General features: G+C 58.8%; 21 protein-coding genes, 1 rRNA gene and 1 riboswitch. Of the genes, 9 read left to right on the top strand and 13 right to left on the bottom strand.

The features are described 5' to 3' along the window. The 3 genes from JS46_RS21190 to btuB form a co-directional block, all read right to left on the bottom strand. Nucleotides 1-108 (bottom strand): 16S ribosomal RNA (locus JS46_RS21190); the annotation flags it as partial. 394 nt (nucleotides 109-502) lie between these two features. Beyond that, entirely contained in the window at nucleotides 503-1,354 is an 852-nt protein-coding gene (gene murI / locus JS46_RS21185) for a glutamate racemase (RefSeq protein ID WP_033755583.1), read from the bottom strand. Further along, nucleotides 1,299-3,176 carry a TonB-dependent vitamin B12 receptor BtuB gene (gene btuB, locus JS46_RS21180; RefSeq protein WP_033755581.1) on the bottom strand — a complete coding sequence of 626 codons (1,878 nt, stop codon included), beginning with the start codon at nucleotides 3,174-3,176 and terminating at the stop codon, nucleotides 1,299-1,301. The genes murI and btuB overlap by 56 nt, the downstream gene beginning before the upstream one ends. Before the next feature lie 69 nt (nucleotides 3,177-3,245). Then, nucleotides 3,246-3,427: riboswitch (cobalamin riboswitch) on the bottom strand. Nucleotides 3,428-3,538: 111 nt separating this feature from the next. Between btuB and trmA the strand changes: the two genes are divergently transcribed. After that, nucleotides 3,539-4,651 (top strand): tRNA (uridine(54)-C5)-methyltransferase TrmA, encoded by a 1,113-nt coding sequence (trmA, locus tag JS46_RS21175; protein WP_033755579.1) that lies wholly within the window; start codon nucleotides 3,539-3,541, stop codon nucleotides 4,649-4,651. An 86-nt stretch (nucleotides 4,652-4,737) separates the two neighbouring features. Here the strand turns inward: trmA and JS46_RS21170 are convergent, their stop codons facing one another. Together JS46_RS21170 and fabR are read right to left on the bottom strand one after the other, a co-directional pair. Continuing rightward, nucleotides 4,738-5,094, bottom strand: a complete 357-nt coding sequence (locus tag JS46_RS21170) for a YijD family membrane protein (RefSeq protein ID WP_033755577.1) — start codon at nucleotides 5,092-5,094, stop codon at nucleotides 4,738-4,740. Nucleotides 5,095-5,111: 17 nt separating this feature from the next. Then, entirely contained in the window at nucleotides 5,112-5,756 is a 645-nt protein-coding gene (gene fabR / locus JS46_RS21165; protein WP_033755575.1) for an HTH-type transcriptional repressor FabR, read from the bottom strand. 191 nt (nucleotides 5,757-5,947) lie between these two features. On the opposite strand from fabR, the gene sthA reads away from it, so the two are divergent. Continuing rightward, a complete protein-coding gene (gene sthA / locus JS46_RS21160; RefSeq protein WP_033755573.1) occupies nucleotides 5,948-7,348 on the top strand; it encodes a Si-specific NAD(P)(+) transhydrogenase in 1,401 nt (466 codons plus the stop codon). On the opposite strand, the gene oxyR is transcribed toward sthA, so the two are convergent. From oxyR to argC, 5 genes are all read right to left on the bottom strand, one after another. After that, nucleotides 7,331-8,248, bottom strand: coding sequence for a DNA-binding transcriptional regulator OxyR (gene oxyR, locus JS46_RS21155; protein WP_033755571.1), 918 nt, complete (start codon nucleotides 8,246-8,248; stop codon nucleotides 7,331-7,333). The genes sthA and oxyR overlap by 18 nt on opposite strands. 402 nt (nucleotides 8,249-8,650) lie before the next feature. After that, nucleotides 8,651-10,024: an argininosuccinate lyase gene (argH, locus tag JS46_RS21150; RefSeq protein WP_033755569.1), complete on the bottom strand. Its 1,374-nt coding sequence runs from the start codon at nucleotides 10,022-10,024 to the stop codon at nucleotides 8,651-8,653. A gap of 87 nt (nucleotides 10,025-10,111) precedes the next feature. Continuing rightward, nucleotides 10,112-11,329: an argininosuccinate synthase gene (locus JS46_RS21145; RefSeq protein WP_033755567.1), complete on the bottom strand. Its 1,218-nt coding sequence runs from the start codon at nucleotides 11,327-11,329 to the stop codon at nucleotides 10,112-10,114. Between the two features lie 23 nt (nucleotides 11,330-11,352). Then, nucleotides 11,353-12,129: an acetylglutamate kinase gene (gene argB / locus JS46_RS21140; protein WP_033755565.1), complete on the bottom strand. Its 777-nt coding sequence runs from the start codon at nucleotides 12,127-12,129 to the stop codon at nucleotides 11,353-11,355. A gap of 15 nt (nucleotides 12,130-12,144) precedes the next feature. After that, nucleotides 12,145-13,149, bottom strand: coding sequence for an N-acetyl-gamma-glutamyl-phosphate reductase (gene argC / locus JS46_RS21135; protein WP_033755563.1), 1,005 nt, complete (start codon nucleotides 13,147-13,149; stop codon nucleotides 12,145-12,147). Between the two features lie 168 nt (nucleotides 13,150-13,317). Between argC and argE the strand changes: the two genes are divergently transcribed. From argE to JS46_RS21100, 7 genes are all read left to right on the top strand, one after another. After that, nucleotides 13,318-14,466 (top strand): acetylornithine deacetylase, encoded by a 1,149-nt coding sequence (gene argE, locus JS46_RS21130; RefSeq protein WP_033755562.1) that lies wholly within the window; start codon nucleotides 13,318-13,320, stop codon nucleotides 14,464-14,466. 285 nt (nucleotides 14,467-14,751) lie between these two features. Further along, entirely contained in the window at nucleotides 14,752-17,403 is a 2,652-nt protein-coding gene (gene ppc, locus JS46_RS21125) for a phosphoenolpyruvate carboxylase (RefSeq protein WP_033755560.1), read from the top strand. Between the two features lie 152 nt (nucleotides 17,404-17,555). Further along, a complete protein-coding gene (locus tag JS46_RS21120; protein ID WP_033755558.1) occupies nucleotides 17,556-18,272 on the top strand; it encodes a DUF3053 domain-containing protein in 717 nt (238 codons plus the stop codon). A gap of 447 nt (nucleotides 18,273-18,719) precedes the next feature. Continuing rightward, complete coding sequence (locus tag JS46_RS21115) at nucleotides 18,720-20,654, top strand: PTS mannitol transporter subunit IICBA (RefSeq protein ID WP_033755556.1); 1,935 nt, start codon at nucleotides 18,720-18,722, stop codon at nucleotides 20,652-20,654. Between the two features lie 94 nt (nucleotides 20,655-20,748). Beyond that, nucleotides 20,749-21,897 carry a mannitol-1-phosphate 5-dehydrogenase gene (mtlD, locus tag JS46_RS21110; protein ID WP_033755554.1) on the top strand — a complete coding sequence of 383 codons (1,149 nt, stop codon included), beginning with the start codon at nucleotides 20,749-20,751 and terminating at the stop codon, nucleotides 21,895-21,897. A gap of 82 nt (nucleotides 21,898-21,979) precedes the next feature. Next, complete coding sequence (locus tag JS46_RS21105; RefSeq protein WP_033755552.1) at nucleotides 21,980-22,513, top strand: MltR family transcriptional regulator; 534 nt, start codon at nucleotides 21,980-21,982, stop codon at nucleotides 22,511-22,513. Nucleotides 22,514-22,600: 87 nt separating this feature from the next. After that, on the top strand, nucleotides 22,601-22,963 hold the full coding sequence (locus JS46_RS21100) for a YibL family ribosome-associated protein (RefSeq protein WP_033755550.1): 363 nt from the start codon (nucleotides 22,601-22,603) through the stop codon (nucleotides 22,961-22,963). 8 nt (nucleotides 22,964-22,971) lie between these two features. Here the strand turns inward: JS46_RS21100 and JS46_RS21095 are convergent, their stop codons facing one another. The 3 genes from JS46_RS21095 to fdhD all read right to left on the bottom strand — a co-directional run bounded on the left by JS46_RS21095 (nucleotide 22,972) and on the right by fdhD (nucleotide 25,684). After that, on the bottom strand, nucleotides 22,972-23,934 hold the full coding sequence (locus JS46_RS21095) for a VirK/YbjX family protein (protein ID WP_033755549.1): 963 nt from the start codon (nucleotides 23,932-23,934) through the stop codon (nucleotides 22,972-22,974). A 183-nt stretch (nucleotides 23,935-24,117) separates the two neighbouring features. Further along, nucleotides 24,118-24,735, bottom strand: coding sequence for a superoxide dismutase [Mn] (gene sodA / locus JS46_RS21090; RefSeq protein WP_033755547.1), 618 nt, complete (start codon nucleotides 24,733-24,735; stop codon nucleotides 24,118-24,120). 184 nt (nucleotides 24,736-24,919) lie between these two features. Further along, a complete protein-coding gene (gene fdhD, locus JS46_RS21085) occupies nucleotides 24,920-25,684 on the bottom strand; it encodes a formate dehydrogenase accessory sulfurtransferase FdhD (RefSeq protein WP_051905662.1) in 765 nt (254 codons plus the stop codon). Nucleotides 25,685-25,762: the final 78 nt, after the last annotated feature.

The raw sequence follows: 25,762 nt of genomic DNA, 5'->3' as shown, positions 1-25,762 counted from the left end.
CCGCCACTCGCCACCCAAAGAGCAAGCTCTTCTGTGCTGCCGTTCGACTTGCATGTGTTAGGCCTGCCGCCAGCGTTCAATCTGAGCCATGATCAAACTCTTCAATTTAAGTTTGATTTGCTTAAACCAGTTAAGCGGTGCTCATCTGTAAAACGTCATAATGAATGTCATTATGTGTCCACTCGTGAGGCTTGATATTTTTTAAGCCCGAAGGCTTTGATATCTGCTCCCGAGTGCCCACACAGATTGTCTGATAAATTGTTAAAGAGCATGCCGCGATTATTCAGCGGCGCGGGCTGCGTATATTACGCTTTCCGCTTTATCAGTCAAGCATTTATTTTTGCTTTCCTGACGATTCGAACCTTGTCGAATCTTACTTAACACCGCATTCCGTAAGCCGTTGTGCCGTGTCAGTGGAGGCGCATTATAGGGAGTTCTTCCGGGCTGACAAGCGCTAATTTCAAATTAATTTCCGAGTGACGATTTTTTCAGCAAAACCGCCCTAAACTGCCACTTTTTCCAGCGACGGGAAGCCATAACGCTGTAAAACCGGCGACAATTGCAGCGCTTCGCCGTTGAGCTCGGTGCAAAATGCGCAGTTCGCCTGAGAAGAGCGCGCGCCAGGCGATTCATGCTCCAGCAGCCAGGCGGTGCGACGCGCTATCGCCGCGCCCGAATCAATTAATCGCGTGCCTTCGGGCAAGACCTGCTGCAGCTCTTCGCGCAGTAAAGGAAAGTGCGTGCAGCCCAGCACCACCGTGTCCGGCGGTTCGGCCATACGTAGCCAGGGCTGGACGGTACGTCGCACATCCTCCAGCGCAATAGTCTGACCATGCAGCTTCTGTTCGGCCAGCTCCACCAGCTCCGCCGAGCCTAGCATGGCAATCCGGCATGAAGTGGCAAACTGCGCCACCAGATCGTGCGTATAAGGACGCCGCACCGTCGCGCGCGTCGCCAGCAGCCCCACCACGCCGTTGCGCGTCAGGCGCGCCGCAGGCTTAATCGCCGGCACGACGCCCACGACGGGGAAGCCGAAGCGCGCGCGCAGCGCCGGTAAGGAGACCGTACTGGCGGTATTACAGGCGATGATGCAAAGCGAAAGCGGATGTCGGCTGGCAATCGCGCCGACAATATCGACGACGCGTTCGACAATATACTCTTCGCTCTTCTCCCCATAAGGGAAACCGGCGTTGTCGAACGCATAAAGGTAGTGCAGATCCGGCAGGAGCTGCCGGACCTCATCATAGACAGAGAGCCCACCTACGCCGGAGTCAAACACCAGCACGGTGGGGCGCAGATCAGAAGCTGTAGCTGGCGCTGAGGTAATACTCCGTTCCTGGAGTTCGATAGCCATACGCTGTCTCGTAGCCTTTATCAAACAGGTTGGCAATTCTACCACGAACCGTCAGCTGAGATGTGACCGGATACGACGCTGCGAGATCCCACAAACTGACGCCGCCCAGTTTAACGCGACGGGTAGGATAGCTGTTGTAGTCGTTATCAAAGCGATCGCCGAGATAATGATACGTCACCGACCAGTCGAGGTTATAAATCGTCCAGTCGAGCTGATACTTCACCTGCTGTTTAGCGCGGCGCACCAGCTGTTGATCCGTTTCGCCGTCGCGCGCGTCGACGTAGTCATAGGAGATCTGATGACCCAGCGGGCCGGTATCAAATGAAGCGGTCGCCTCGACGCCTTTAATACGCGCCTTGCTGATGTTGTAGTAGCGATAGGTGGTCGGATCGCTGTCAATCAGGTTATCAATGTCGTTGCGATAACCGGATACCCGCCAGTTAACCGGTCCGGTCAGCCCTTCAAAGCCCCCTTCCCACTGCTTGCTCTTTTCGGGATCAAGGTCGGGATTGCCATAGTCAGGACTATAAATCTGCGACAGGTTCGGCGCCTTAAAGGCGGTGCCGTACGAGGCGAAGACGCGATAGCCTGAAATAAACTCCCAGGACGCGGCGCTTTGCCAGGTATTGTGCCAGCCGAACTGGTTATTGTCGTCGCCGCGCAGCGCCCCTTCCAGCGTCACGCTGCCGAACTGCTGCTGCCCAGTGAGATAGAGGCCGGTGTTGCGCTGCTCATAACCGTCCGCCAGATAGTTGGTGCCCGGTTCGGTGGTCTCTTTCTGCCAGTCGATGCCGCCGCTAATCGCGCCCTGGCCAACCTGCACAGTGTTACCCCATTGCAGGTTGTACTGAGTGACGTCGTCAAAGGTCGATGCGGCGCCATAGCGCCCATTACGCGGATCGTAGTTGATATCTTTGGTGCGGCTATAGCTGGCGATCAGCTGCGTCGAATAGATGTCGCGGTTGAAGCGCAGGCCGGTATCCCAGGTCTGACTATAGAGCTGACGCGTATCCGCCAGGCCAATAACGTTAAAATCCTTGTCGTAGGTCCAGGATCCATCATAGGCGGTGCGGTTGTCGAAACCGTAGCCGCGCACGAATCCGCTCAGCTCATCGCTGAACTGGTGCTCAAGGTTGCCATAGAGGGTCTTACTCATAAACCCGTCTCTGTCGCCCTGCGCCGGACCATAGTCGTTAGGATAGCCCGCGCCGACGTCGAAGCCGCGGGTATAGGTGTAGTTGCCGGCCAGCGTCAGCTTTGTGGCGTCGCTCAGCATCTGCTGCGTAGAACCGTCGTAAGACTGATAGCCTTTAGAGCCGACGCCTGCGGTGAGCGTGGTGCCGGGCTGCGCACGGCCGGTAATAATATTCACCACGCCGCCGATAGCGTCCGACCCATAAACCGCCGAGCGCGCGCCGCGGATATATTCGATACGCTGCACCAGCGAAAGCGGGATCTGGCTGAGGTCGGACGATCCAGAGATACCCGCCTGGTTAAGGCGGATACCGTCGATCAGGATCAGCACGTGGCTGGAATTGGTGCCGCGAATAAACAGCGAACTGCTTTGCCCCAGGCCGCCATTCTGCGCCACGTCGACGCCAGGCAGACGACGCATCACATCGGTCAGGCTCTTCGCCTGCCAGCGGTCGATCTCGGCGCGCATCACTACCGTGGTGGGCGCCAGCACCGAGGAGGCCGGCTGGGCGAAGCGGTTGGCGGTAACAACTTGCGTATCATCATTATCCTGAGCGAAACCAGGTTGCGCCCAGAGAGCAAGCGCCGTTGCGCTAAACGCAAACAGCGAAGCGGAATGTTTTTTCATTGTTATGAGCATCCAAAAGACGAGACAGGATGCCGCAGGTATACGATCGATAGCACGCGATGACCGTACGAGTTGCGACGTCACGCCGGCAGGTCTTCGGGCTTGGAACCATAAGTGGCGAAGACTTCCCATCCAGCTGGACAGTGTCTGCAAGGCGATCGCCACGACATTCCTTACCGCTGCGCGTCAGCTCCAGATTCGCACTGGATTCCCTATTAACTCAGGCTGAGGCCGGCGCAGGCAGTCTACAGGAGTGATAATGGAAGTCCAGACTGCCATACCGCCCAGCGCGCGCAGGACTGGACAATGCCAGGTGAATGCCTACAATCGCCCGGCAAGTTTGCTATTAACCAGGATCGAACATGACACCCGAACATCTCCCGACTGAACAGTACGACGCGCAACTGGCCGAGAAAGTCAGCTGTTTACAAACGATGATGACGCCGTTCGCCGCGCCTGAAGCGGAGGTGTTTCGCTCGCCGGTCAGCCACTACCGGATGCGCGCGGAGTTTCGTCTCTGGCACGATGGCGACGATCTCTACCACATCATTTTCGATCAGGCGACGCGCGAGCGTATTCGCGTCGATCGCTTTCCCGCCGCCAGCGAACTGATCAATGCGGTAATGCCGGAAATGATCGCGGCGATCCGCGATAACCGCGTGCTGCGCCATAAGCTGTTTCAGATCGACTATCTCTCGACGATGAGCAATGAGATCGTTATCTCGCTGCTCTACCACCGCAAGCTGGAAGCGGACTGGGTGGAAGCGGCGAGCGCCCTGCGCGACGCGCTGCGCGCGAAGGGTTATAAGGCGCAGCTGATTGGCCGCGCCACAAAAACCAAGATTTGCCTCGATCGCGATTTTATCGACGAGCGCCTGCCGGTGGCGGGCCGCGAGATGATCTACCGTCAGGTAGAGAACAGCTTTACGCAGCCCAACGCGGCGATGAACATTCAGATGCTGGAATGGGCGCTGGACGTCACCAGCGGATCGCGCGGCGACTTGCTGGAGCTCTACTGCGGCAACGGCAACTTTTCGCTCGCGCTGGCGCGCAATTTCCGCCGCGTGCTGGCGACCGAAATCGCCAAGCCGTCGGTGGCGGCGGCGCAGTTCAATATCGAGGCCAACCAGATCGATAACGTGCAGATTATTCGTATGGCGGCAGAAGAGTTTACCCAGGCGATGAACGGCGTGCGCAGCTTCAATCGCTTACAGGGCATCGACCTGAAGAGCTATGAGTGCGAAACCATTTTTGTCGATCCGCCGCGCAGCGGGCTGGATGACGAGACGGTGAAGATGGTGCAGGCCTATCTGCGCATCCTTTACATCTCCTGCAACCCCGAGACGCTGTGCGACAATCTGCAAACGCTGGCGCAGACGCATAAGGTTTCCCGGCTGGCGCTGTTCGATCAGTTCCCCTATACGCACCATATGGAGTGCGGCGTGTGGCTGACGCGTAAGCAGGCCGCAGAATAACCTAAAACGCAGGTGACGTGGACGGAAGAGCAAAGCGTCCCGCGCCAGAAACAAAAACGGGAACCTGAGGTTCCCGTTTTTGTTTATCAGTCGTTGTTCTTACGACGCTTTATCTTCACGCCAATCCAGAACACCAGCGCCACCATCAAAATGGTCGGAATAAAGTTGGAGCCGATATCCGGATACTCGGCGCGCACCAGCGCGCTATACACCAGAATGCCCAGCAGAAAAAACGCCGCCGCCAGACCCGGCATGCCGTCCGGCATATTGCGGTTCAAATAGCGCTGATGCAGGCTCCAGACCGCAAGCCCCAGCGCGATAATCGGGAAGATTGAAAAAGGTACAAAGGCGCTGAACAGCACGGAAAATGAGCCGTTAATCGCTAAACCGGTAATAAAAGCCAGCAGCAGCGTGCCTCTATCGCGGGAAGTCGGTTGTGTCATGGCATTATCCTTATCGTTTACTCTTCGGGTTTTTCCAGGGTGACCGCCAGACGTTCCTGCTCGCGGCGATACCAGTAATAGGCGCCTTTAGCGATCATGCGCAGCTGCAGCACCAGCCGATCTTCAAGCTTGCGACGCTGCTCGATATCCACATCCAGCGCTTCCGCGCCTGCGCTAAAGACAATTGTCACCATCGCTTCCGCCTGCGCTTCGGTAAAGCTACGCGGCATACGGTTTTCGACTTCAAGGTAGTCCGCCAGCTCGGCGATGAAATGCTGGATTTCACGCGCCACGGCGGCGCGAAACGCGGCGGAGGTGCCGGAACGTTCGCGTAGCAGCAGCCGAAAGGCGTTGGGATTATTGCCGATGAACTCCATAAAGGTAGAGACCGACGTTTTGATGATGCTGCCGCCTTTGGCGATGCGCTGACGCGCCTGACGCATCAGCTGACGCAGCATCAGGCCGCTCTCGTCGACCATGGTCAAACCCAGCTCATCAACATCTTTAAAATGACGATAAAAAGAGGTGGGCGCGATACCGGCCTCCCTGGCGACCTCGCGCAAACTCAAACTGGCGAAGCTGCGCTCGGCGCTGAGCTGGCTAAATGCCGCCTCTATCAGCGTACGTCTTGTACGTTCTTTTTGTTGCGCTCTGACGCCCATTCTCTCTGCCTTGTGACGAGTTAAGGGGGCACTATAACAAACTTTTCAGCGTACACAGGTCAAAGTTTGTGACTGCCTGTGAACCTCACGCTTTGTCAAACCGCGGGGAATTTCACTGTTAGAATTCAGATGTGCGCGGCGAGATGTTAGAATCTCGTTGTAAAAATGTATAGAAAATAGGACGTACTGGTATGCAAAAGTCTTACGATTACGATGCCATCGTGATTGGCTCCGGTCCTGGAGGTGAAGGTGCAGCCATGGGCCTGGTGAAGCAGGGAGCGCGCATCGCAGTGATCGAACGCTACCATAACATCGGCGGCGGTTGTACCCACTGGGGCACCATTCCCTCCAAAGCGCTTCGCCATGCAGTCAGTCGCATTATTGAATTCAACCAAAACCCGCTTTACAGCGATCACACTCGCCTGCTGCGCTCCTCGTTCGCCGATATCCTGAACCACACGGAGAACGTCATCAGCCAGCAGACTGCGATGCGCCAGGGCTTTTACGAGCGCAACCGCTGCGAACTGTTTCAGGGCAACGCCCACTTTATCGATGCCAACACCATCGAAGTCGAGCATTACGACGGCACGCGCGAGCGCCTGACGGCGGAAAAATTCGTTATCGCCTGCGGTTCCCGTCCTTACCATCCGGCTGATGTCGATTTTACCCATCCGCGCATTTACGACTCCGACTCCATTCTGAACCTGCACCACGAGCCAGGCCACGTCATTATCTATGGCGCAGGCGTCATCGGCTGCGAGTATGCGTCGATTTTCCGCGGCCTGAACGTCAAGGTCGATCTGATCAACACCCGCGACCGTTTGCTGGCGTTTCTCGATCAGGAGATGTCCGATTCGCTCTCCTATCACTTCTGGAACAGCGGCGTCGTTATTCGCCATAACGAAGAGTTCGAGAAAATCGAAGGCGTTGAAGACGGCGTGATTATGCACCTGAAGTCGGGCAAAAAGGTGAAAGCCGACTGCCTGCTCTACGCCAACGGCCGAACCGGCAACACCGATTCGCTGGCGCTAGAGAACGTCGGGCTGGAGGCGGACGGACGCGGCTTGCTGAAGGTAAACAGCATGTATCAGACCGCGCAGCCGCACATCTATGCGGTGGGCGACGTCATCGGCTATCCGAGCCTGGCGTCAGCCGCCTACGATCAGGGCCGCATCGCCGCGCAGGCGATTATCAAAGGCGAAGCCAGCGCGCACCTGGTGGAAGATATCCCGACCGGTATCTATACCATTCCGGAAATCAGCTCAGTGGGCAAAACCGAGCAGCAGCTGACGGCGATGAAGGTGCCTTATGAGGTGGGTCGCGCGCAGTTTAAGCATCTGGCGCGCGCGCAGATTGTCGGCATGAACGTGGGCAGCCTGAAGATTCTGTTCCACCGCGAAACCAAAGAGATCCTGGGCATTCACTGCTTTGGCGAGCGCGCGGCGGAAATCATTCATATCGGCCAGGCGATTATGGAGCAGAAAAACGGCGGCAATACCATCGAGTACTTCGTGAATACCACCTTTAACTACCCCACCATGGCCGAAGCCTATCGCGTGGCCGCGCTGAACGGCTTAAACCGCCTGTTTTAACGTGGTGTTGAGATAGCCCTGCATGTGCGTGCGAATCGCTTCTGCCAGCTGCTCATAGCGGCTGCGCAGAGGCGAACCGGGACGATAGACCAGCGCAATGGTGCGCTGCGGCACAGGCTTATAGCACGGCAGATAGCAGACGCCGTCGCGCACGCGCTCCTGCGGCACCGCCAGCGCAGGCAGCAGCGTGATGCCGCTTCCGGCCGCAACCATATTACGCAGCGTCTCCAGGCTAGTGGCGCGGAAATGCGTATCTTCGTCAGCGCCCGCTTCAAAGCAGAAACCCATCGCCTGATCGCGCAGACAGTGGCCATCTTCCAGCATCAGCAGCTTTTCGCCCGCCAGATCGGACATCGGCACGCGATCGCGATCGCGCCACGGGTGATCCTGATAGACCGCCAGCTTCATCGGCTCGTCAAACAGCGGCACCTCAATAAAGGCTTCGCTCTCTTTCACCAGCGCCAGAATCGCACAGTCGAGTTTGCCGCTGTCGAGCTGCGCCAGCAGCTGCTGCGTCTGCGCCTCGTGCAGATACATCTCAAGCTTGGGAAAGGTGCGATGCAGCATAGGAATAATTTGCGGCAGCAGGTAGGGGCCGGTGGTGGGGATCAGCCCGATATGCAGCGGGCCGGACATCGCTTCGCCCTGCTGGCTCGCCATCTCCTTTAATACTTTAACTTCCCGCAGCACGGTGCGCGCCTGATCGACCAGCAGCATGCCCGCCTGGGTGAACAACACTTTACGGCTGGTTCGCTCCAGCAGCATCACGCCCAGCTCATCCTCTAGCTTGCGGATCTGTCCGCTAAGCGTCGGCTGGCTGACGTGGCACGCGTCCGCCGCCCGGCGGAAGTGGCGATGCTCGGCAAGCGAAACCAGGTATTCAAGATCGCGAATGTTCATTGTTATCCTCCAGACCACGATAGCCCGTGGCGATAGATAGGATAGCAATGAACGATTAGCCCTATCAAGCAATGATCAGAATAATGCACGCATCAAATTCAGGCGATCTGCTCTTACATAGAAAATAGGTTTGTAACTCAGGAAGCTAAGCCATTTCTGAAGGGTGTATCTCATCGTCCCTGGAACGATCGCCAGGGCGCCAGTCTCGCTGTTTATAAGGCCAGGCTGTTCGTTCTGCAGTAAAGCGAAACAGATGTTGATGAGCACCTGCTGTCAGCCTAAAAGAATCACTGTGTCAGCCGGAGCGCTGGCCCTCTGATGATGTGCCTATAAAAATAGTAATTAAATTCCGAAGCTAGAGGTTAGCGGGCAATTATTGCCCGCCTTTTTTTTGCCTGGCGATCAGCCGAGACGCTTTTTCGCCTCGGCGATGGCAAACGCTACCTGCTGCGGCGCGACGCCGCCTTTGGCATTACGTTTTTCCAGGCAGGAGTGCAACGCCAGAATAGCGTAAACGTCCTCTTCAATCGCCGCGCTGAACTGCTTTAGCTGCGTCAGCGACAGCGCTTCCAGCGCCACGCCCTGCTTGATCGCTTCCACCACCGCTTCGCCGACGATGTGGTGCGCTTCACGGAACGGCACGCCCTTCGCCACCAGATAGTCAGCCAGCTCGGTAGAGTTGGCGTAGCCCTGCTCCGCCGCTTCCTGGCAGCGCGGGCGTTTCACCTGAATGCCGTCCAGCACCAGCGCCGACATATGCAGACAGTCGAGCCAGGTATCGAGCGCGTCGAACAGTCCCTCTTTGTCTTCCTGCATATCTTTGTTATAGGCGAGCGGCAGACCTTTCAGCGTCATCATCATGCCGGTCAGCGCGCCCTGCACGCGGCCGCATTTGCCGCGGATCAGCTCCAGCGCGTCCGGATTTTTCTTTTGCGGCATCAGCGACGAGCCGGACGTCACCTTGTCGGATAGCTCGACGAAGCCCGCTTCGCCGGTATTGAAAAAGATTAAGTCTTCGGCAAAGCGCGACAGATGCACCATGCCGATAGAGGCGTCAGCCAGCAGCTCCAGCACGTGGTCGCGATCGGACACGGTGTCGAGGCTGTTGCGCGTGGCGGAGGCGAAGCCCAGCCAGCCGGCCAGCTGGTCGCGATCGATGGCGTAGGCGGTGCCCGCCAGCGCGCCGCAGCCGAGCGGGCTGACGTCGAGACGCTTCAGTGTATCCTGCAGACGGCTTTCATCGCGCGCCAGCATTTCCACATAGGCCAGACACCAGTGCGCGAAGGTCACCGGCTGCGCGCGCTGCAGATGGGTATAGCCCGGCATCACCGCATCCTGGTTCGCTTCAGCGGTCGCCGTCAGCGCCTGCTGCAGTTCGCGTGTCGCGCCCAGCAGCGCCTCGACCTGCGTTTTGCACCAGAGTTTAAGATCGGTCGCCACCTGATCGTTGCGGCTGCGGCCGGTATGCAGCTTTTTGCCCAGCGCGCCGACTTTCTCGATCAGCTGGCCTTCAACCCAGCTGTGAATATCTTCGGCGTCGCTTTGCAGAATCTGTTCCGGATCCGCCTGCACCTCGGCCAGCAGCGCATTCAGCGCCTGCTCCAGTTGCTGCTGCTCGTCGGCGCTCAATACGTTGACCGTCACCAGCGCTTTGGACCAGGCGATGGAGCCGACAATATCCTGCTCCGCCAGACGATAGTCGAAGCGCAGCGAGTCGTTGAACTGTTTGAAACGTTGGTCTGCTGCCTGGGTGAAACGTCCGCCCCAAAGTGCCATGTGAAACTCCTTCAATCCTTAAAGCAGAGGCGGCCCGAAGCCGCCTCTGCGAAATCTGGTTGGGCGAGGCCTGCGCCTCGCCGGTTATTACTTCTTCTGCTCGTTCAGGGCGCGAATGCGCGAAGAGAGCGAGAAGAGACGGATAAAGCCGCCTGCATGACGGTGATCGTAAACCTCGTCTTCACCGAAGGTGGCGAACTCTTCCGAGTAGAGGCTGTTAGCGGAGCGTTTTTCGATTGCCGTCGCCTGACCTTTATAGAGCTGCAGCACCACTTCGCCGTTAACCTCTTCCGCCAGCGACTCGGCGGCGGCCTGGATTGACTTACGCAGCGGCGCGAACCAGCGGCCGTCGTACACCACGTAAGACATCTCGTGGCCCAGCTGCTCGCGCCATTTGAAGCTGTCGCGATCCAGCACCAGTTGCTCAACCGCGCGCAGCGCGTTCACCATAATGGTGCCGCCGGGCGTTTCATAGCAGCCGCGCGACTTGATGCCGACCAGACGGTTTTCCACGATGTCGATACGACCTACGCCGTGCTTCGCGCCGATAGCGTTAAGCGCTTCCAGACACTGGAACGGGCTCAGCCTCTCGCCGTTGACGGCGACAACACGACCTTTTTCCACGGTAACGGTGACGTTTTCCGGCTGATCCGGCGCTTCCAGCGGATCCACGGTCCACACCCAGCAATCTTTGTTCGGTGCGTTAGCCGGACTTTCCAGCACGCCGCCTTCAGTCGAGATATGCCAGGCGTTCTCGTCGCGGCTGTAGATTTTTTCCAGCGACGCGGTGGTCGGAATATTGCGCTCTTTCAGGTAGTCCAGCAGCGCTTCGCGCGAACGCAGGTTCCATTCGCGCCACGGCGCCACCACTTTCAGCTGCGGCGCCAGCGCGGTGTAGGTGGTTTCGAAACGTACCTGATCGTTGCCCTTGCCGGTCGCGCCGTGGCACAGCGCATCCGCGCCGACTTTCAGCGCCAGTTCAACCTGCGCTTTGGCGATAATCGGACGCGCCATCGAGGTGCCCAGCAGATAGGTGCCCTCATAAAGCGCGCCGGTCTGCAGCACCGGATAAACGTAGTCGCTGATAAACTCTTCACGCAAATCGACCACGTGGCACTCGGAGGCGCCGGACTGCAGCGCTTTCTTCTCCACGCCTTCCAGATCGCTACGCTCCTGGCCGATATCCGCCACGAACGCTACGACTTCGCAGCCGCCGTAGTTCTCTTTCAGCCAGGGAATAATGGCGGAGGTATCCAGGCCGCCGGAATAGGCCAGTACGATTTTTTTGATATTTTGCGTGCTCATGTCGTCATCCTAAATCTAAGTCGTTAAGCGAGGATCCGGGTGCCGATCGACACGCCGTTAAACAGGTCGGGCAGTTGCTCCGCGTGGCGCCAGCTGGCGATATCCACCGGGCGGCCCAGCGTGCGCGCCGCGTCGAGCGCCGCGTGCACTTTTACAATCATGCCATCAGTAATGATGCCTTGCGCGATCAGCTGCTCAGCTTTGGCGGCCGTCATCTCTTCGATGCGCTGGCCTTTGCCATCGAGGATGCCGCTCACGTCGGAGAGCAGCACCAGATCGGCGCCCAGCGTAGCCGCCAGCGCGGTCGCCGCCTGGTCGGCGTTGACATTCATCAGCGCGCCGCCGTCGGTGATGCCGATAGAGCTGACGATCGGCATATAGCCCGCCGCCAGCAGCGTGTTAATCAGCGCCGGATCGCCCGGCTCGGCGTGGCCGACGTGTCCCAACTCTTCATCGAACTGCGCCACCTTCACCAGATCGGCGTCGCCCAGGCTCAGCCCGACCGCCTTGATACCGTGCTTTTTCGCCCAGGCGAGCAGGGTTTTGTTGGCGGTGCCCGCCAGCGCGCCGGTAATAATGTCGATCTGATCGGCAGGCGTGACGCGCAGGCCGTTCTTCTTCTTCACCGGCAGCGACAGCTTTTTCATCAGCTCGTCAACCACACAGCCGCCGCCGTGAACGATCAGCAGCGGACGCTGATGGGCGCTGCGATAAGCCAGCAGCGCGTCGAACAGGCGCGCCAGCGCCTCTTCGCTGTCGAGCAGCACGCCGCCCAGTTTGATAATTAATGGAGTTGTCATGTGCGTCCTTGTCCGTTAAATCAGCGATTGCGTTTCAGGGAAGCCGAAGCGAATATTCATACACTGCACCGCCTGCGACGCGGCGCCTTTCAGCAGATTGTCCTCCGCCGCGACGACGATCAGATGTTCGCCCTGCACCGCGAAGCCGATGTCGCAGAACGGCTGGCCGATAACCGCCTTCAGCGCCGGCACGCCCTGCTCGTAGACGCGCACCAGCGGCTTGTCGTGGTAGGCGCTATGGAACGCCGCCGCCACGTCGTCGTGGCTGACGCCCGGCTTCAGGCGGCAGGTGATAGTCGCCAGAATGCCGCGCGGGAAGTTGCCGAGGTGCGGCGTAAAAATCACCGGCGCGCCGAGGTGCGCGACGATTTCCGGATGATGACGATGATTAAACAGGCCGTAAGGCTGCAGGCTCACTTCGCAGAAGCTGGTGGCGACGCTCGCTTTCCGTCCTGCGCCGCTCACGCCGCTGGTGGCGTTGATCACCGGCCACTGGTCGGCGTTAAGCAGATCGCCTGCGATCAGCGGCTTCAGCGCCAGCTGCGCCGCGGTGGGATAGCAACCCGGCACCGCCACCAGCTGCGCCTCTTTGACCTGCGCGTGATTCCACTCCGCCAGGCCGTAGACCGCTTTATCGAGCCAGTCGCCGTGCTGATGGGTAAAGCCGTAATAGCGCTGATAAAATTCGCCGTCGTTAACGCGGAACGCGCCGGAGAGATCGAACACCACGCAGCCGGCCTTCAGGAATTCCGGCGCCAGATCGTGACTGACTTCGTGCGCCGTCGCCAGAAACACCACGTCCACCTTATCCGCCCACTCGGCCGCGCTGCTCAGCGGCTGCAGCGGCAGATCCACCACGCCTTTCAGCTGCGGATGCAGATCCGACAGAGGCTTTCCGGCATCCGGGCTTTGCGCTGAAACCGCCAAAGCGGTTATGTTCATATGTGGATGGCGATGAATGAAGGTGGCGAGCTCTACGCCAGCGTAACCACTGGCACCAACGATCAGCGTATTCAACATCAGGCTGTAACCCTTTTTACAGTCACACGTTCCGGGTCGCGGCTTTGCCCCGTTGCCCACGATGCCGTTTGCGAAGGATTTCTGCTTCCCAGCCAAGCGGCGTTAATGTATTTTTATTCACTATTAATGCATGAATATTGATACATCCTAACTCAAGGACCGTCAACAGTGAAGACAAAATTACCGCCTTTTATCGAACTCTACCGCCAGCTGATTGCGACTCCGACCATCAGCGCGACCGATGCGGCGCTCGATCAGAGCAATGAAACTTTAATCAATTTGCTGGCAGGCTGGTTTCGCGATCTGGGCTTCAGCGTCGAAGTGCAGCCCGTGCCCGGCACGCGCCATAAATTCAATATGCTGGCGCGCACCGGCGAGGGCGCCGGCGGCCTGCTGCTGGCGGGTCACACCGACACGGTGCCGTTCGACGACGGGCGCTGGACGCGCGATCCCTTTACCCTGACGGAGCATGACAACAAGCTCTACGGCCTGGGCACCGCCGACATGAAAGGCTTCTTCGCCTTTATTCTCGACACGCTGCGCGACGTCGACGTCAGCAAACTGAGCAAGCCGCTCTACATTCTCGCCACCGCCGATGAAGAAACCACCATGGCGGGCGCTAAGTACTTCTCTGAAACAGCGAGCATTCGTCCAGACTGCGCCATTATTGGCGAGCCGACCTCGCTGAAGCCGGTGCGCGCGCACAAAGGCCATCTCTCCCATGTGATTCGCGTGCAGGGCCAGTCGGGCCACTCCAGCGATCCGGCGCGCGGCGTCAACGCCATCGAACTGATGCACGACGCGATCGGTCACCTGATGCAGCTGCGCAACACTCTGAAAGAGCGCTATCACCACGACGGCTTCGCCATTCCCTATCCGACCATGAACTTCGGCCATATTCACGGCGGCGACGCGGCGAACCGCATCTGCGCCTGCTGCGAGCTGCACATGGATATTCGCCCGCTGCCGGGCCTGACGCTGAGCGATCTGGAAGGGCTGCTGAACGAGTCGCTGGCGCCGGTCAGCGCACGCTGGCCGGGTCGTCTTACGGTCGGCGAGCTGCATCCGCCGATTCCGGGCTACGAATGCCCGGCTAACCACGAACTGGTCGCCGTGGTGGAAAAACTGCTCGGCACGCCGACCGAAGTGGTGAACTACTGCACCGAAGCGCCGTTTATTCAGGAGCTGTGCCCGACGCTGGTGTTGGGGCCAGGATCGATCAACCAGGCGCATCAGCCGGATGAATTTATCGATACCGCATTTATTAAGCCGACTCGCGCCTTGATCGCGCAGGTTGTGCAGCACTTTTGCCACTGATTCGCAATAAACAGGGCAATTCACTGTTAAGAAAGTAAATTTCCTGATCTCTGCGCGGGATTTGTTGATAAGAATAACTTATCCCGCTCCTCTCCAGTTAAAATCTTTGAATTTCCAGCAGTTAGCCGCATGTTACCGGGCGCTTATGCGCATTGACGCCGCAGGGTTTACGTGGCTAGATAAAAGACGATGTTATGCCCGGTGGGTGATTACTCATGCAGTTTCGGCTTTGCCGCGAGCTGTGGGTGTAGAAGTTTACAAAGACGATAAGGGTGTCAGGGTCACATGAACGAACAATATTCCGCAATGCGAAGTAATGTCAGTATGCTCGGCAAACTGCTCGGGGATACGATCAAGGATGCACTAGGAGAGAACATCCTCGACCGGGTGGAGACCATCCGCAAACTCTCAAAGTCATCCCGCGCAGGAAATGACACTCATCGCAAGGAACTGCTCAACACGCTGCAAAATTTGTCGAACGACGAGCTGCTGCCGGTAGCGCGCGCTTTTAGCCAGTTTCTTAACCTGACCAACGTCGCCGAACAGTATCAGACCATTTCACGCAGCGGCGACGGCGCAAATCACCCCGAACTGCTGAAAACCACCTTCGATCGCCTTAAACAGCAGCCCGACGTCAGCGAAAGCGCCATTCGCGCCGCCATCGAGTCGCTGTCGCTGGAGCTGGTGCTGACGGCGCACCCGACCGAGATCACCCGCCGCACGCTGATCCACAAGCTGGTCGAGGTGAATAGCTGCCTGAAGCAGCTCGATCACAGCGATATCTCCGACTACGAGCGCAACCAGATTATGCGTCGCCTGCGTCAGCTGGTGGCGCAGGCGTGGCACACCGACGAGATCCGCAAATATCGTCCGACGCCGATCGACGAGGCAAAATGGGGCTTCGCCGTGGTGGAGAACAGCCTGTGGGAAGGCGTGCCCGCCTTTCTGCGCGAGCTGAACGAACAGGTTGAAGAGGCGTTCGGCGTGAAGCTGCCGGTCGACTTCGTGCCGGTGAAATTTACCTCCTGGATGGGCGGCGACCGCGACGGCAACCCGAACGTGACCGCCACGGTGACGCGTCACGCCATGCAGCTTAGCCGCTGGAAAGCCGCCGACCTTTTTCTGCGCGATATCGGCGTGCTGATCTCCGAGCTCTCGATGTCCGAATGCAGCGAAGAGGTGCGCGAGCTGTGCGGCGATCCTGAAGCCATTGAGCCTTATCGCGTCATCCTGAAGCGCATGCGCAGCCAGCTGCTGAATACTCAGGCTTATCTCGAGCGCCGCCTGAAGGGCGAACGTCTGCCGCGTCCCGCCGATCTGCTGGTCTCCAACGATCAGCTCTGGACGCCGCTTTACGCTATCTATCAGTCGCTGCAGCAGTGCGATATGGGCATTATCGCCAACGGTCAGCTGCTGGATACGCTGCGCCGCGTGAAGTGCTTCGGCGTGCCGCTGGTGCGCATCGATCTGCGTCAGGAGAGCACGCGCCATACCGAAGCGATCGCCGAAGTAACCCGCTATCTCGGCCTCGGCGACTATGAAAGCTGGTCAGAAGCGGATAAACAGGCCTTCCTGGTGCGCGAGCTGAACTCCAAACGTCCGCTGCTGCCGCGCCACTGGGAGCCGAGCGACGAAACGCGCGAAGTGCTGGAAACCTGCCGCGTCGCCGCCGAAGCACCGCAGGGCTCCATCGCCGCCTACGTAATCTCGATGGCGAAGACGCCGTCCGACGTGCTGGCTGTGCATCTGCTGCTGAAAGAGGCGGGCATCACCTTCGCGATGCCGGTGGCGCCGCTGTTTGAAACCCTCGACGACCTCAACAACGCTAACGACGTCATGAGTCAGCTGCTGAATATCGACTGGTATCGCGGCTTTATTCAGGGCAAGCAGATGGTGATGATCGGCTACTCCGACTCGGCGAAAGACGCCGGCGTGATGGCCGCCAGCTGGGCGCAGTATCAGGCGCAGGACGCGCTGATCAAAACCTGTGAGAAAGCCGGCATCGCTCTGACGCTGTTCCACGGACGCGGCGGCAGCATCGGTCGCGGCGGCGCGCCCGCACACGCGGCGCTGCTCTCTCAGCCGCCGGGCAGCCTGAAAGGCGGCCTGCGCGTGACTGAACAGGGCGAGATGATCCGCTTTAAATATGGCCTGCCGGAAGTCACCATCGCCAGCCTGTCGCTCTACACCGGCGCGATCCTGGAAGCGAACCTGCTGCCGCCGCCGGAACCGAAAAAAGAGTGGCACAGCATTATGGATCAGCTCTCACAGCACTCCTGCGCCATGTATCGCGGCTACGTGCGCGAAAATCCGGACTTCGTACCCTACTTCCGCTCCGCCACGCCGGAACAGGAGCTGGGCAAGCTGCCGCTCGGCTCGCGTCCGGCGAAACGTCGCCCGACCGGCGGCGTCGAGTCGCTACGCGCCATTCCCTGGATCTTCGCCTGGACGCAGAACCGTCTGATGCTGCCAGCCTGGCTCGGCGCGGGCGCGGCGCTGCAAAAGGCGATGGACGAGGGCCATCAGGATCAGCTCGAAGCGATGTGCCGCGACTGGCCGTTCTTCTCGACGCGGCTCGGCATGCTGGAGATGGTATTCGCCAAAGCCGACCTGTGGCTGGCGGAGTATTACGATCAGCGTCTGGTGGACACCGCGCTGTGGCCGCTGGGCAAACAGCTGCGCGACCAGCTTGACGCCGACATCAAAGCGGTGCTGACCATCGCCAACGACGCGCATCTGATGGCGGATCAGCCGTGGATAGCCGAATCGATCGCGCTGCGTAACGTCTACACCGATCCGCTCAACGTACTGCAGGCGGAGCTGCTGCAGCGTTCGCGCGCGCAGGAAGCGCGCGGTGAAGAGGCCGATCCGCGCGTCGAGCAGGCGCTGATGGTGACCATCGCGGGCGTCGCAGCAGGCATGCGTAATACCGGTTAATCCTTTCGACCCTTCCGGGCAGGCGACTGCCCGGATACCTCTCTGCCGCTGCGCGTTTCGCGCTTGCCGGCGTTGTGCCTGAGCGCTACTTTGCTCTATTCTTTAGGACCATTCCTCGGTTATCTACATTCTCATTTACAGGAGTTGCCCTTATGGCATCAGGAATTTCTCGCATCTGGATGCGTACCGGCATGTTGCTCGGCGCCGCGTTACTGGTGCTTAACCTCACCGCGTGCGGCGACAAAGAGGGCGATCAGCGCAAAGCCTTTATCGATTTTCTGCAAAACACCGTCATGCGCAGCGGCGAACATCTGCCGAGCCTGAGCGAAAGCCAGAAGCAGAATTTTGGTAAATATGCGGGCGACTACGCCATCCTTTACGGCTTTTCCCAGCAGGTGAATAAGGCGATCGATCAGGGCATGCGTCCGGTGGTCGATGAGCTGTCGGCGATCCGCGTGCCGCAGGACTATCTGACGCGCCGCGACGCGCTGCGCCAGGCCAACGGCGCGCTGGTGATTGTCACGCAGCAGCTGGAGAGCGCTAAAATGCAGGCGGACAGCAGCAAAGCCTCGCTTAAGCAGGAGGAGGATCTGAAAAAGGTCTACGACGCCGCTTACGACAAAGTCGTCACGCAGCCAGCCACTCAGCTGGTGCCGCTGCTGCCGAAGCTACAGGCGCTGAGCCAGGGCGCGGCGCAGGCGGGCGATTTCCTGCAGCAGCAGGGACCGCGCGTGAGCTTTAACAATAACGCCGTTCAGTTCCCGACTCCCGATCAGGTCACGCAATATAATGCGCTGATGAGCACTATCTCCGCTAACGCGCAGGCGTTAACCCAGGCGCAAACAGCCGTTCAAAACGGCTTGCAGTAATCTCTCTTCCGAGACAAGCCCCCGCGCTTGTCTCGGCCTTTCTGCTGTTACTCTCTTTCAGATTATCGCCAGTCAGAGAAACGCGCCGTCGGGAGTGTGATCTGGCGCATTTTCGACCAAAAATACTTTGTGATCGTAGTCACATATATGAAACAAACAGAACAGATCTAAATGTGATATCAGTCACATTTAACCCTTTTTAGCGGCGAAAAAATAGCCTCTGTGCTTTTTTTACACCGTTATTATGTGATCTAACTCACTAAAACAGCCCCTGTCCCCACCTTAATTGAGTGATCTGGATCACACTTAAGCCGCCCGCTACGCAGCGTCATATTGGCGTGCTAGAGTCCGCCTGCATACAGTAATAGCGACGGTTCGACGCCGTGCTGGCTTAACAAAAACAAACGCGCTCTCTTATTGCAGCGCGTCTCGATAAGGGGTGGCTTTATGTCCTCATCAGTCAAGGTCAAGGTTCAAAGCTTTGGTCGCTTTCTGAGTAATATGGTGATGCCTAACATCGGTGCGTTTATCGCCTGGGGTATCATCACCGCGCTGTTCATCCCGACCGGATGGATTCCTAACGAGACGCTGGCGAAACTGGTCGGCCCGATGATCACCTACCTGCTGCCGCTGCTGATCGGTTTCACCGGCGGACGTCTGGTTGGCGGCGATCGCGGCGGCGTGGTCGGCGCGATCACCACCATGGGCGTCATCGTCGGCGCCGATATGCCGATGTTCCTTGGCTCGATGATTGCCGGTCCGCTGGGCGGCTGGGCGATCAAATCTTTCGACCGCGCCGTTGACGGTAAAATCAAAAGCGGCTTCGAAATGCTGGTCAACAACTTCTCCGCCGGTATTATCGGCATGTTGCTGGCGCTACTGGCGTTTCTGGCTATCGGTCCGCTGGTGGAAGGTCTGTCGCATATTCTCGCCGCAGGCGTCAACCTGATGGTGCAGAACAACCTGCTGCCGCTGACCTCGATTTTCGTTGAGCCAGCGAAAATCCTGTTCCTTAACAATGCCATTAACCATGGCATCTTCTCGCCGCTGGGCATCCAGCAGGCAAGCGAAGCGGGCAAGTCGATCTTCTTCCTGATCGAAGCGAACCCGGGTCCGGGCATGGGCGTGCTGGTAGCCTATATGATCTTTGGCCGCGGCAGCGCTAAGCAGTCTGCGGGCGGCGCAGCGATCATTCACTTCCTCGGCGGCATTCACGAAATCTACTTCCCGTATGTGCTGATGGCGCCGCGTCTGCTGCTGGCGGTGATTCTGGGCGGCATGACCGGCGTCTTCACCCTGACGCTGCTCAATGGCGGTCTGGTCTCTCCGGCCTCTCCAGGCTCTATCCTTGCAGTGCTGGCGATGACGCCGAAAGGCGCCTACTTCGCCAATATCGCGGCGATTATCGCGGCCTTTGCGGTCTCCTTTGTGGTCTCCTCTATCCTGCTGAAAACCAGCAAAGTCAAAGAGGAAGACGATATCGAAGCGGCGACCAAACGCATGCATGACATGAAAGCCCAGTCAAAAGGCCAGGCCGTAGCGGGCGCGCCGGTCGTCGCCGACGCCAGCAGCGTTGACGTCAGCCACGTGCGTAAAATCATCGTCGCCTGTGACGCCGGCATGGGTTCCAGCGCGATGGGCGCAGGCGTGCTGCGTAAGAAAGTGCAGGATGCGGGACTCACGAACGTGTCCGTCACTAACAGCGCGATTAACTCGCTGCCGGGCGACGTCGATCTGGTGATTACCCACCGCGACCTCACCGAGCGCGCGATGCGTCAGGCACCGCAGGCGCAGCATATCTCGCTGAACAACTTCCTCGACAGCGCGCTCTACAGCAATCTGACCGATCGCCTGGTGGCGGCAAACCGCAGCGAAGCGCACCGCGAAGTGGTACAGACCGCGCTGGCGGACAGCTACGACACCAGCAATCCGCATCTGTTTAAGCTGGGCGCGGACAACGTCTTCCTCGGCCTGAGCGCCAGCAACAAAGAGCAGGCGATCCGCTTCGCCGGCGAGCAGCTGGTGAAAGGCGGCTACGTTCAGCCGGAATATGTTGAAGCGATGCTGGCGCGAGAAAAACTCACCCCGACCTATCTCGGCGAGTCGATTGCCGTGCCGCACGGCACGGTGGAAGCGAAAGATCGCGTATTGAAAACCGGCGTGGTGTTCTGTCAGTATCCGCAGGGCGTGCTGTTCGGCGACGATGCGGATGACGTGGCCCGCCTGGTTATCGGCATCGCGGCGCGCAATAACGAGCACATCCAGGTGATCACCAGCCTGACCAATGCGCTGGACGACGAAAGCGTGATTGAGAAGCTGGCGCACACCACCAGCGTGCAGGAAGTGCTGGATCTGCTGTCGGGCAGCCCGGCGACCGCCTAAACGTCCTGCGTGAATTTCCCTGGGGCGGGTAAGCCCGTCCCGATTTCCGGGGCGGGCGTGCCCGCCCCATCGTCATTTGATATGGGTCAATATTATGAAAGCGTTACATTTTGGAGCAGGTAATATCGGTCGCGGCTTTATTGGCAAGCTGCTGGCGGATGCAGGCATTGAACTGGTGTTCGCCGATGTTAACCAGGTGGTGCTGGATGCACTGAACGCGCGTCATGAATATCCAGTACATGTGGTTGGCGAGCAGGCGAAAGTGGAAATCGTGAAGGGCGTCAGCGCCGTCAACAGCACCAGCGACGACATTATCGCGCTGGTTGCGGAGGTCGATCTGGTGACCACCGCCGTCGGCCCGCAAATTCTGGAGCGCATCGCGGGCAGCGTGGCGAAGGGCCTGGCGCAACGCCATGACCAGGGCAACGATCGTCCGCTGAATATTATCGCCTGCGAAAACATGGTGCGCGGCACCAGCCAGCTGAAACAGCACGTGCTGAAAGCGCTGCCGGAGCAGCATCACGCCTGGGTTGAGCAGCACGTCGGCTTCGTCGACTCCGCCGTAGACCGCATCGTGCCGCCGTCCGAAGCGGGCAGCAACGATCCGCTGGAGGTCACCGTGGAAACCTTTAGCGAGTGGATTGTCGATAAAACCCAGTTCAAAGGCGAGCTGCCCACCATTGCGGGCATGGAGCTTACCGACAATCTGATGGCGTTCGTCGAGCGCAAACTGTTTACCCTTAACACCGGCCACGCCATCACCGCCTATCTCGGCCAGCTCGCCGGGCATCAGACCATACGCGATGCCATCTTGGATGAGAAAATCCGAGCGGTGGTCAAAGGGGCGATGGAAGAGAGCGGCGCAGTATTGATCAAGCGCTACGGTTTCGACGCCCACAAGCACGCCGCCTATATCGAAAAAATCCTCGGCCGCTTCGAGAATCCCTACCTGAAAGATGATGTAGAGCGCGTAGGCCGTCAGCCGCTGCGTAAGCTGAGCGCAGGCGATCGCCTGATCAAACCGACGCTGGGCACGCTGGAGTATCAGCTGCCGAACGTGCATCTGGTGCAGGGTATCGCGGCCGCGATGCACTATCGCAGCGCGCAGGATCCGCAGGCGCAGGAGCTGGAAGCGCTGATTAACGAGAAAGGTCCGCAGGCGACGCTGGCGCAGGTATCCGGTCTGGATGCCGACAGCGAAGTGGTGGCGGCGGCGGTCAGCGCGTACAACGCGATGGTCTGACAGGCGCGTGTCAGTCACGCACAAGCGGTACGGGCGCGGCGACGCGGCGCCCGTTGACGGTATCAGAATTCTGCAGGCGACAATGGAAGAGAAGCAAGCTTTTGAAAACCGGGTGCTTGAGCGCCTGAACGCCGGACGCTCGGTGAGAAGCTTCCTGATCGCCGCCGTCGAGCTGTTGGCCGAAGCGGTCAATTTGCTGGTGCTGCAGGTGTTTCGCAAGGATGACTACGCGGTGAAGTATGCGGTCGAGCCGCTGCTGCTGGGCGACGGCCCGCTCGGCGAGCTGCCGGTGCGCCTTAAGCTGATCTACGGTCTGGGGGTCATCAGCCGCCATGAGTATGAAGATTGCGAGCTGCTGCTGGCGCTGCGCGAAGAGCTGAACCACGATCGAAACGATTACCGTTTTACCGACGATGAGATCCTCGGCCCGTTCGGCGAGCTGCACTGCGTGGCCGCCTGGCCGCCGAAACCGGACTTTCATCCCGACGACGCCGAGCTGCGCGCCATGCAGCAACAGCGCTATCTGCAAATGGTGCGCTCGACCATGGTGCTCTCTCTGACCGAACTGATCTCGCGTATCAGCCTGAAACAGGCGTTCAAACGTCCCGGCGCCTGAGATTCAGGCGCCCTGGTCTCTCGCCACGCGCGAATTTGCGCCGCTTTTCGTGTATCCTTTGCCTGTTTTCCACAACGAGTTTTCGCCATGAAAGAGCAAGAAAAAGCCGAGATTAAACGTCTGAGCGATCAGCTGGACGCCCTGAATCGTAAAGAGCCGCAGCTGCTGGAAGCGGGCGACGCCGAGAAGCTGGGCGCGCTGCTGAAAGAAAAAGAGAAGCTGGTTACCGAGATTGAACGTCTGCGCGACAAGCGTGACGACAAGCTGAGCAAAGAAGCGCAAAAGCTGATGGATCTGCCGTTCAGCCGCGAGATCACCAAAAAAGAGCAGGCCGATATGGGCACGCTGAAGAAAAGCGTGCGCGGTCTGGTGGTCGTGCATCCGATGACCGCGCTGGGCCGCGAAATGGGCCTGAAGGTCATGACCGGCTTCGCGAAGAAGCTGTTCTGAGTTCGGGATCAGGCGGCCGCCTGATCCTCTCCGCGCTGGCCGATGGCAGCTGACACCTGCTGCGCCAGCGCATCCAGCAGTTCATAACGTCGCCGATACTCGGCGCGCTTCTTACTGGCGATCTCCTCCAGCGCCTTACGCGGCAGGCTGAGCGGCAGCTGATAGAGTCCGTCTTTGCGTGCTTCGCCGCCCAGCGATGTCCAGAACTCGCTGTAGCTGGCGAAAAAGTAATCACTTTTGCTGTGGCGATAGCGCAGGCTGCGGAACACATGCGTGGTATCGCCGACGGCGATAATCTTCTCCGCCGCGCAGCGCTGCGCCAGCATACAGACCACCTCCATAACAAGGCGTTTGGGAAACAACCCGTGCGCCGCTTTCGTCGCCTCGCGGATCACGTCGTTGGAGACATGTTTACGCGGCCCCTGCAGGCCGCCGATCAGCAGAGTGCGCAGCCCCGCTTCCTTGATCAGCGAAAACGAGAGCGAAGCGATAGCCTCATTCTGATAGCGCAGCACCAGCGTAATTTCCCCTTCGCGATCGAAACGCCCTGGGCAGGAGAAGAGCTCGAACGTCTCGCCGTTTTTCCCGCTCAGCGTCGCCAGTAAATTATCGCCGGGGCTTTGCAGCAGCTGGCGCAGCCGGCCGTTTTGCAATGCGGCGACCAGCTGATAGTGATCAAGGATCGCCTGAGCGCGCGCCGCCACGCTGAACCCCGCGCGCAAATAGGGGCGATGCGGCTTCGCGGGTAACAGCCCCTGCACGCTCATCACCTGATGCAAATCGGGCAGGTGCGACAGCTGGTGTAAATAACGCAGCGTCGTCACGGGAAACGCCACCGTTCGCAGCGCGAACTTCAGGCGGAATTGTTTACTCAACCACAGTTTATTCGGGATATATTTTCCGCTGATTAACTGAAAAAACAGCGAAGCCGACGACTCGGCGGTCGGCGCAGGCGTAGTTATAATGGACATGATGTAACATTCTCTGGTGGAATGTTATTTAGCCTACCCGCGTGAAATTCAACGGAAGGTTAATGTCCTGAAAGGTTAAAAGCCTACTGTGCGCATGTTTAGCTGCGGTTTACTTAGCGCTGTTTCAGCCAGAAAAAAACCGGCGAATCGCTTCGCCGGTTTTGGCTTTTTTAACGGGTGAACTTATTTTGCAGAGGCGAAACGCGCTGCTGCTTCGTCCCAGTTCACCACGTTCCAGAACGCCTTGATGTAGTCAGGACGTTTGTTCTGATACTTCAGGTAGTAAGCGTGCTCCCAGACGTCCAGGCCCAGAATCGGGTAGCCTGATGCGCCGGAGATCGCTTCGCCCATCAGCGGGTTGTCCTGGTTAGCGGTAGAGACCACGGCCAGTTTGTCGCCTTTTTTCACCAGCCACGCCCAGCCTGAACCAAAGCGGGTAGCGGCGGCTTTCTCAAACTCTTCCTGGAATTTTTCAACGCTGCCGAAATCTTTTTCGATAGCCGCTTTCAGGTCGCCCTGCAGCGTGGTGCCGGTTTTCAGGCCTTTCCAGAACAGGCTGTGGTTAGCGTGGCCGCCAGCGTTGTTGCGCAGCACGGTTTTTTTGTCTGCCGGAACCTGATCCAGTTTGGTGATCAGCTCGTCAACCGGCAGGTCAGCGAATTCGGTTCCTTCCAGCGCTGCGTTAGCGTTGTTAACGTAGGTCTGGTGGTGTTTGGTGTGATGGATTTCCATCGTCTGCTTGTCGAAGTGCGGTTCCAGTGCGTCGTAGGCGTAAGGCAGGGATGGCAGTGAATAACTCATGTTCTTCCTCTCCATTTCATATTTGAGCGGCGCCGCCTGATGGCGTGCCGCGTAAGCAGTCGAACCATTATAGTTAAATTCATGATCCGGAAAAGGGTAATCAATGCCCCATTAAACATAAGGAATTTACAAATCTGATATAAACAAACTGTTGTTTTTACAGCCTGCCGCCGCTGAATGCCCTTTAACGCAGGCGCTGCGGGTGAGTATAAACCGTGGCGCGGCCCGGCTTGCTAAAGCCCACCAGCGTCAGGTTGCAGCGGTCGGCAACCTCAACCGCCAGCCGCGTCGCCGCCGAGACGGCGAACAGGATCTCGACGCCGCACATGGCGGATTTCTGCACCATCTCATAGCTGGCGCGGCTGGAGACCAGCACCGCGCCGTCGCCCCACGCCGCGCCGCTGCGGTAGCCGAGCAGCTTATCCAGCGCGACGTGGCGCCCCACATCCTCGCAGCCGCCTGCCAGCTCGCCGTCTGGACGCAGCCAGGCCGCCGCATGGGTGCAGCCGGTTTGCTGGCCGACCGGCTGAACGCTCTTCAGCTGGCTCAGGCCGCGATCCAGCTGCGCCAGATCGAAGGTCTGCGTAAAAGGCAGCGGCTGCACCGGCTTGCCGATCTGATCCAGCTGCTCGACGCCGCATACGCCGCAGCCGGTGCGTCCCGCCAGCGCGCGACGCTGTTCTTTCAGCGCCATAAAACGTCGGCTGGAAAGTTCGATCTGCACCTCAATGCCGTTACAACCCGGCACCACGTCCAGACCAAAAATATCGCCCGGCGCGTCGATAATGCCTTCCGACAGGGAAAAGCCGATGGCGAACGCCTCCAGATCTTTCGGCGTGGTCATCATCACCACGTGGGAGATGCCGTTATAGACGAGGGCGACCGGCACTTCATCCGCCAGCCAGTCGGGCTGCGCCACGGTCAAATCGGCACGCTGCCATACCGGCATTTCGCTGGCGCCGGTTTGAGTTGTTAAATTTTCGCCGGGAGTTTGCGGGATAACGTTCAAGGAGTACGACCTGTTATT

The organism is Pantoea sp. NGS-ED-1003, assembly GCF_000738765.1.
GTDB classification, from domain to species: Bacteria; Pseudomonadota; Gammaproteobacteria; order Enterobacterales; family Enterobacteriaceae; genus Pantoea; species Pantoea septica.
Note: the sequence above shows the minus strand (reverse complement) of the source record. Positions and strands in the feature narration are given on the sequence as shown.